8 protein-coding genes are annotated in these 7,689 nt (G+C 34.1%); all 8 read left to right on the plus strand.

What is annotated here, in order from left to right:
• Positions 1-597, plus strand: a 597-nt coding sequence (locus tag ACKI67_RS00745; protein WP_407461472.1) for a cobalt-precorrin-4/precorrin-4 C(11)-methyltransferase, incomplete at its 5' end; no start/stop codon positions are given.
• A 12-nt stretch (positions 598-609) separates the two neighbouring features.
• Positions 610-1,644 carry a cobalt-precorrin 5A hydrolase gene (locus ACKI67_RS00750; RefSeq protein ID WP_407461473.1) on the plus strand — a complete coding sequence of 345 codons (1,035 nt, stop codon included), beginning with the start codon at positions 610-612 and terminating at the stop codon, positions 1,642-1,644.
• A gap of 83 nt (positions 1,645-1,727) precedes the next feature.
• Positions 1,728-2,459 (plus strand): precorrin-3B C(17)-methyltransferase, encoded by a 732-nt coding sequence (gene cobJ, locus ACKI67_RS00755; RefSeq protein WP_407461474.1) that lies wholly within the window; start codon positions 1,728-1,730, stop codon positions 2,457-2,459.
• Between the two features lie 60 nt (positions 2,460-2,519).
• Positions 2,520-3,272, plus strand: a complete 753-nt coding sequence (cobK, locus tag ACKI67_RS00760) for a precorrin-6A reductase (protein WP_407461475.1) — start codon at positions 2,520-2,522, stop codon at positions 3,270-3,272.
• Positions 3,269-4,459 (plus strand): precorrin-6y C5,15-methyltransferase (decarboxylating) subunit CbiE, encoded by a 1,191-nt coding sequence (gene cbiE, locus ACKI67_RS00765; protein WP_407461476.1) that lies wholly within the window; start codon positions 3,269-3,271, stop codon positions 4,457-4,459. Before cobK ends, cbiE begins: the two co-directional genes overlap by 4 nt.
• Positions 4,452-5,801 (plus strand): cobyrinate a,c-diamide synthase, encoded by a 1,350-nt coding sequence (locus tag ACKI67_RS00770; RefSeq protein WP_407461478.1) that lies wholly within the window; start codon positions 4,452-4,454, stop codon positions 5,799-5,801. The genes cbiE and ACKI67_RS00770 overlap by 8 nt, the downstream gene beginning before the upstream one ends.
• A gap of 70 nt (positions 5,802-5,871) precedes the next feature.
• Complete coding sequence (locus ACKI67_RS00775) at positions 5,872-6,510, plus strand: precorrin-8X methylmutase (RefSeq protein ID WP_407461479.1); 639 nt, start codon at positions 5,872-5,874, stop codon at positions 6,508-6,510.
• A 273-nt stretch (positions 6,511-6,783) separates the two neighbouring features.
• The gene (locus ACKI67_RS00780) at positions 6,784-7,572 is read left to right on the plus strand and encodes a sirohydrochlorin cobaltochelatase (RefSeq protein WP_407461480.1); all 789 of its coding nucleotides are present in this window, start codon (positions 6,784-6,786) and stop codon (positions 7,570-7,572) included.
• Positions 7,573-7,689 lie beyond the last annotated feature (117 nt).

A 7,689-nucleotide genomic window follows, 5' to 3' on the forward strand; every position in this document is an offset into this window, starting at 1 on the left:
GCAAAAATGACTTTGGATGAAGTCTTGGAAAAGATGTTTGAAGCTGAAGAAGAAAACAAAATGACTGTACGTTTACATACTGGTGATTCAAGTATCTATGGTGCTATTCGTGAACAGATGGATCGTTTGGATGAAAAAGGCATTTCCTATGATGTTTGTCCAGGAGTTTCAAGTTTCTGTGGTGCGGCAGCAGCATTGAAAGCGGAATATACATTACCTGATGTAAGCCAAAGTGTAATTATCACACGTATGGCTGGTAGAACTCCGGTGCCTGAAAAGGAAAGCATTGCATCATTTGCTGAACATGGAGCAACTATGGTAATTTTCTTAAGCACAGGCCTCCTTAAGGACTTATCCAAAGAGCTTGTAAAGGGAAAATATACTGATGACACTCCTGCAGCAATCGTCTATAAGGCAACTTGGCCAGATGAAAAGGTTATGAGATGTACAGTTGGAACATTATATGAAACTGCAAAGGAAAATAATATTACAAAAACCGCTTTGATCATTGTTGGTGATGTTTTAGACAGTGAATATTCCTTGTCACGTCTTTATGCTGATGATTTTTCAACAGAGTTCAGAGAAGCTAAAAAATAGAATAAGATTATTATGAAAGTATCAATAATTGCATTTACAGATAATGGTATGGAAATTGCCTATAAATTATCAAATTCATTATCTGAAGATAATGATGTAGATTTTACTCGATGTGGAAAAGGCGCTTTGTCCACTTGGACAGAGGAACATTTCTCCACTAATGATGCCCTTATTTTCATAGGCGCAATAGGAATAGCATTGAGGGCAATTGCTCCTTACATCAAGACCAAAACAAAGGATCCTGCTGTAGTTGTAGTGGATGAATTGGGACAGTTTTCTATACCGATTCTCTCCGGGCATATTGGAGGAGCTAATGAATTGGCACTTCAAATATCTGAGGATTTAGGTTCTATTCCAGTAATAACAACTGCCACTGATATAAATAATGTATTTGCAATTGATACTTGGGCAAAAAGCCAAGGATTGCATATATTAAATCCTGAATGCATCAAATTGGTGTCTTCTAAATTATTAAAGGGAAAATCAGTGCATATCAAATCAGATTATCCTATTGGGGGTAATTTGCCTAAGAATGTTTATCTTAATGATTTAGAAGATTCTGATGAGACTAATGAAGAAAAATATGATGTAATAATAAGTCATTATGATTTAAAAGATGAATATGGAAATGATACATTATTATTAGTCCCTCAAGTAATTGCAGTGGGTATTGGATGTAGAAAGGATATAAGCTTTGAAGCTATAGAAAGCTCCATTTTAAATATCCTTGAAAAAGAAAATTATCATATTTTGGCTATAAATGCTTTGGCAAGCATTGATAAAAAGGCTAATGAAAAAGGAATCTTAGAATTTGGTAAAAAATATGATTTGCCATTTAACACTTATAGTGCAGAAGAACTTAACAGTCTTGAAGGTGACTTTACAAAGTCTGAATTTGTTAAAAGTGTTGTGGAAGTGGACAATGTATGTGAACGTTCCGCAATAATGGAAAGCAATGGACAGTCGATTAGCAGAAAGGACACTTGTGATGGAGTAGGTGTGACTGTTGCTTTGGCAATAAATGACCCAAATATTTCTTGGGAATAATAAATTATAATTATTACTATTAATGAAATGATTTAGGAAAAAATTTAAAATAATCATTAGGTGTCTATTGGAGGAGAAAATTTATGAAATGTGTATCTGTTGTTGGTATTGGTCCTGGAAATGAGTTATACCTTAGCATTGCTGCTAAAGAGACTCTTGAGGATTCAGATTTAATTGTAGGTTATAAGAAATATGTGGAACTTGTAAAAGAGTACTTGCCTGAAAAGGAGTATTTGTACACAGGTATGACAAAAGAAGTAGACCGTTGTAAAATGGCATTGGAAAAGGCAGCAGAAGGCAATGCAGTATCTGTAGTCTGCAGTGGAGATGCAGGAGTATATGGTATGGCAGGTTTGGTTTACGAACTGTCTGTTGACTATCCTGATGTTGAAATCGATATTGTTCCAGGTATAAGTGCTGTTTTAAGCGGTTCTGCAGTTTTAGGTGCTCCAATAGGTCATGACTTTGCTGTAATCAGTTTATCAGATCTATTAACCCCCTGGGAATTGATTGAAAAAAGATTGGCATTAGCTGGTGAAGGTGATTTCTGTATCTGTCTTTACAATCCTTCAAGTCATAAGAGAAAGGATTACTTGAAAAAGGCATGTGAAATCTTATTGAAATTCAAAGGTGAAGACACCATTTGCGGATATGTTAGAAACATAGGAAGAGATGGTGAAGAATATCATATAACCACTCTTTTAGAACTTAAAGATACAGAAGTGGATATGTTTACCACTGTTTTCATTGGAAATTCAAATACAAAAGTCATTGACGATAAAATGGTAACACCTAGAGGCTATAAAGGTGTATAATATATAAATGATATTTAATTATTAATGAATTGATAATCTCTCTCACTTAGAGGTGTGAATATGCACAAAATTGTTTTATTTGGAGGAACTACCGAAGGACGCCTATTGACTGAATTCCTATCTCAAAATAAAATCCCCTCTATTGTTTGTGTTGCTACAGAATATGGGGAGAAAGTATTGGAATACGAACCTCCTGTCATTGTTCAGCCTAAAAGATTAAAACCTGATCCTATGAGAAAACTATTTAAAGAAGAGCAGACTGAATTTGTTTTTGATGCGACACATCCTTATGCAACAGAAATCAGCAAACACATTAAGGAAATATGTGATGAACAGGGCATTGAATACATCAGAGTCTTAAGAGAATCAATTGAGATTGAAGATGCTGTAAAGGTATCCAGTATGGAAGAGTTAATTGATTATCTTAACACTACTGAAGGATTGATCTTTTCTTCAATGGGAGCGAAAGAGGCTCTCGCATTAACAGATGTAGAAAACTTCCAGGAAAGAGTGTATTTGAGGATGCTGCCTTCACCAGAAGGGATGAAAACTTGTCTTGATTTAGGTTATCCAATGAAGAACCTTTGTGGAATGCAAGGTCCTTTTTCTAAAGAATTTAATATTGCTCAATTCAAGGAAATTGGTGCAGACATACTTATAACTAAGGATTCTGGTAATGTTGGAGGATTTTTAGAAAAGACAGATGCTGCAAAGGAATGTGGTATGGAAGTTGTTGTCTTATCCAGATTAGTTAATGAAGAAGGGATAAGTGTGGAAGAAGCTAAGGACACCATTAGGAGTAAATGCTTATGAAAAAAATCAATATAATTGGAATGGGGATGAGTGAAAAGACACTCACTGCAGAAGCTTTAGCACTGATTAATGATGCAGATATCTTAATTGGTGCTAGAAGATTAATAGATGAGTTTTCCAAACTTAATAAACCATCTTATAATGCTTATTTATCTAATGATATATTGGAAATAATAGAAAAGACAGATGCAGAAAAGATAGCAATATTAGTTTCTGGAGATGTTGGATTTTATAGTGCAGCTGAGAAATTAGTGGATGTCTTAAAGGATTATAATCCTAATTTAGTTTCCGGAATATCATCCGTATCCTACTTTTTTGCAAAATGCAGTCTTCCTTGGAAAGATGCTAATTTGATAAGCTGTCATGGACTTGATACAAATATTGTTTCATCAGTTCGCAGAAATCGATTTACCTTTGCATTAACAGGCAAAAACATTCCAGAATTGCAGAAGGAATTGGTTAAATATGGCTTCGGCGATTTGAAGGTTTGGATTGGTGAGAATTTAGGTTCAGATGAAGAGTCCATTCAAGAATCCACTATATCTGATTTGGATGGAAAGGAATTCAGTTCATTAACTGTTTTGATTATAGAAAACCCTGATTTTGATTCAAGAATCCGAACAGGAATTCCTGATGAAGAATTCATTAGGGGAAAAGTACCAATGACCAAGTCAGAAGTTCGTGCTGTATGCTTGTCTAAACTATCAATTAATCCTAATGATGTGGCTTATGATATTGGCTGTGGAACCGGTTCTGTAACAATTGAAATGGCATTTGCAGCATATAATGGTAAGGTTTATGCATTTGATAAGAATGAAGAGGCAATTGCATTGTTGGAGCAAAATTGTCAAAAATTCCACTTGGATAATGTGGAGGCACTATGTGGATTGGCTCCAGAATGCCTAAAGGATTTGCCTGTTCCTGATGTAGCATTTATTGGGGGAAGTTCTGGAAATATGGATGAAATTGTCCGTTATCTTTATGGAATTAATGATAAAATCAGATTTGTCATAACTGCAGTGACTATTGAAACTGCAATGGCTGGTTTGGACTCCTTAAAGAATATTGGAATAAATGGGGATATTGTTCAGGTTGCAGTTTCCAAAGGTCGACAAATCGGTGATTTGCATATGCTAATGGCTCAAAACCCTATATTCATTATTAGTGGAAGTGGTGCTTGTGAATAGAATATTGATTTCTGGAACCAACAGTAACTGTGGAAAGACAACAATAACTATGGCTTTGCTTGCAGCATTCCAAAATAGATGTTTGGAAATCGCTTCCTTCAAATCAGGTCCTGATTATATTGACCCAATGTTCCATCGTAAGGTCTTTAATGTAGAGACTCATAATTTGGATCCTTACTTTTCAACTGAGCAAATGTTATGTGACCAATTCATTAGAAATTGCGGTAAGGACTTAAGCATAATTGAAGGAGCTATGGGCTTTTATGATGGAATCGGTGTTGAAGGCAGAGCAAGTGCTTGGGAAGTAGCTAAATCCATTAAAGCTCCTGCAGTACTTATTATTGATGCTAAAGGAATGAGCAATTCTGCAGCAGCAATCATAAAAGGTTTCAAGGAATTTAAGGAAGAAAGCATGGTTGAAGGTGTAATATTCAATGGCATTTCTCCAATGCTGTATCCACTTTTAAGGGATATTGTTCAAAAAGAAGGCATTAAAGCTTATGGTTTCTTGCCTAGAGAGGAAAAATATTCCATTGGGAGCAGAAACTTGGGATTGATCACTGCAGATGAAATTGAAGACATTAAAGAGAAAATAAACGGTCTTAGAGAATTGGCAGAAAAATACATTGATTTGGACGGATTGTTTGAATTGGCTAAATCAGCTCCAGTCCTTGAAGCAAGTGAAGATTATAAAGAATTGATTGAAAGTAGCAAAATGGATTCTGATAAAAAGACTCGAATAGCAGTTTCCCGTGATAACGCTTTTTGCTTTATGTATAAGGAAAACATAGAAATTCTGGAAGATTTAGGCTGTGAAGTTGTCTATTTCAGCCCATTGGAAGATGAAGAGCTTCCTGATAACATATCTGGATTATATTTATGCGGAGGTTATCCTGAACTATATACTGAAGAATTGTCTAAAAATAGGAAATTATGTGATGAAATTAAAGACATAATAGAAAGGGGAATTCCTACAATAGCTGAATGTGGAGGCTTCATGTATTTGCATGATTCCATTGAAGAAATCCCTATGGTTGGATTCATCAAAGGAAATTGCATAAAGACAGACAAATTGCAAAGATTCGGTTATATTGAGATAAAGGCATTGCAAGATAACTTGTTATGCAATGAAGGAGATATCATTAGAGTGCATGAATTCCATTATTACGATAGTGAAAACTGTGGAGAAGCGTTTATGGCTAAAAAGGCATCTAATGGATTGGAATATCTTTGTTGCCATGGATCTGACAGTCTTTATGCAGGTTTCCCACATATTTATCTTCCTGCAAATCCTGATTTTGCAAAGTCTTTTGTGGATAATGCAAGGAATTGGAAAGGTTAAAATTTATATTTATTAGTAGTTAATTAATTATGTAATTTAGTAGTTATTCATAGTAAATTGAAGTGATAGTATGAAAATTGAATTAGAACAAGTAGAACCTGCTGAAATTGAAAGCAGGAGTATGGAAATTATTGAATCTGAACTTCCTCATGAAATTGACCCTAAATTAGCGCCAATTATTAAAAGAGCAGTTCACACAGCTGCTGATTTTGATTATGTAGACAATTTATGCTTTTCAGAAGATGTAGTTGATAAGGCATTGGAAGCAATAAAAAACGGTGCATGCATTGTAACTGACACTAATATGGCAAAGGCAGGAATCAATAAGGCAGAACTTAAGAAGCATGGTGGTGAAGTCTTCTGCTTTATGGGTGATGATGACGTTAGAGACATTGCCAAAAAGAATGGATCTACACGTGCAAGAGCATCTATGGATAAGGCAGCAAGCTTGGATAAACCATTGATTTTTGCAATAGGAAACGCTCCAACCGCTTTGATTAGATTATATGAATTGATTCAAGAAGGAAAACTTAATCCTGAACTTATCATTGGAGTTCCTGTAGGATTTGTAAATGTGGTCCAATCAAAAGAGTTAATTATGCAATGTGATGTTCCTTATATCGTCGCTCGTGGACGTAAAGGTGGAAGTAATGTGGCTGCGGCTATTTCAAATGCATTGCTCTATATCTTAAGAGATCAAAATAAATAGCTTTATTTAATCTCATCTTTTTTATTTTTTATTTTTTATTATTTTCCTTTCATGAAATTTCATGAAGACTATTTTGTATTCTCTTTTTATTTTTTCTTCTTTTTTAATTCATTTTAATTCTTTTTTCATTTCATTAATTGTTTTTAATCAATATTTTGAAATATTTCTTTAAATAAAGTATAATTTAGTAATGTTAAATTTTTCTTTAAAAAATTTAATTTGATTTATTTAATCAATAAAATGAAATATTTTTTATTTTTTTAGGATGATATTATGACTGATAAGATTATTTTAGTAGTAAGTTTTGGTACTTCTTATAACAATAACCGTGCTCTTACCATTGGAGCTATCGAAAAGGACATTGATGAAGCATTCCCTGATTATGAAATGAGAAGAGCATTCACAAGCCAAATGGTTATAAACATTTTGAAAAAACGTGATGACTTGGCAATTGACAATGTGGAAGAAGCATTGGAAAGAGCATTGGATGATGGTGTAAAAACAGTTATCATTCAGCCAACACACATCATGAACGGTACTGAATACCATTTCAAGATCAAAGATACTGTAGACAAATACATTGATAAGTTTGAAAACATTCCAATTGCAGAACCTTTATTAATCTCTGATGAAGACTTTGAAGACTTGATTGCAAGCATTACCTCTAAAGGAGATTACGATGATGATACAGCAGTCGTATTTATGGGTCACGGCTCTCCTGCAGAAAGTAATATGGTTTACACCAAATTGCAAGGAATGCTCAAGGATAAAGGATTCGATAACTATTATATCGGTACTGTTGAAGCAAAACCTGACTATGATGATGTTTTGGCTATGGTAAAAGAAGGTGACTACAAGAAGATAGTGCTCAAACCTTTAATGGTTGTAGCTGGAGATCATGCTCAAAATGACATGGCTGGAGATGATGACGATTCCTGGAAAAACATGTTTGCATCCGAAGGCTATGAAGTTGAATGTGTCATAGAAGGACTCGCCCAATCAAAAGACATTAGAGATGTTTACATTAAGCATGTTCAAAACGCTATTGATGGTTTAAATTAAATCATCATTTTCTTTTTTTCTTTTATTATTTTTATAAAATTTCTTTTTTTTTTTTTACTTTGTTTTTCTTCAGTAATTTCTTTTAAATTTATTAATCCACTATTTTTAGATAAACTG

This window comes from Methanobrevibacter sp., assembly GCF_045577275.1.
GTDB lineage: Archaea > Methanobacteriota > Methanobacteria > Methanobacteriales > Methanobacteriaceae > Methanobrevibacter.

Excerpts from the sequence above, each read along its gene's own strand:
- ACKI67_RS00750 (WP_407461473.1), top strand. The coding sequence starts at position 610 with ATGAAAGTATCAATAATTGCATTTACAGATAATGGTATGGAAATTGCC.
- cobJ (WP_407461474.1), top strand. The coding sequence starts at position 1,728 with ATGAAATGTGTATCTGTTGTTGGTATTGGTCCTGGAAATGAGTTATAC.
- cobK (WP_407461475.1), top strand. The coding sequence starts at position 2,520 with ATGCACAAAATTGTTTTATTTGGAGGAACTACCGAAGGACGCCTATTG.
- cbiE (WP_407461476.1), top strand. The coding sequence starts at position 3,269 with ATGAAAAAAATCAATATAATTGGAATGGGGATGAGTGAAAAGACACTC.
- ACKI67_RS00775 (WP_407461479.1), top strand. The coding sequence starts at position 5,872 with ATGAAAATTGAATTAGAACAAGTAGAACCTGCTGAAATTGAAAGCAGG.
- ACKI67_RS00780 (WP_407461480.1), top strand. The coding sequence starts at position 6,784 with ATGACTGATAAGATTATTTTAGTAGTAAGTTTTGGTACTTCTTATAAC.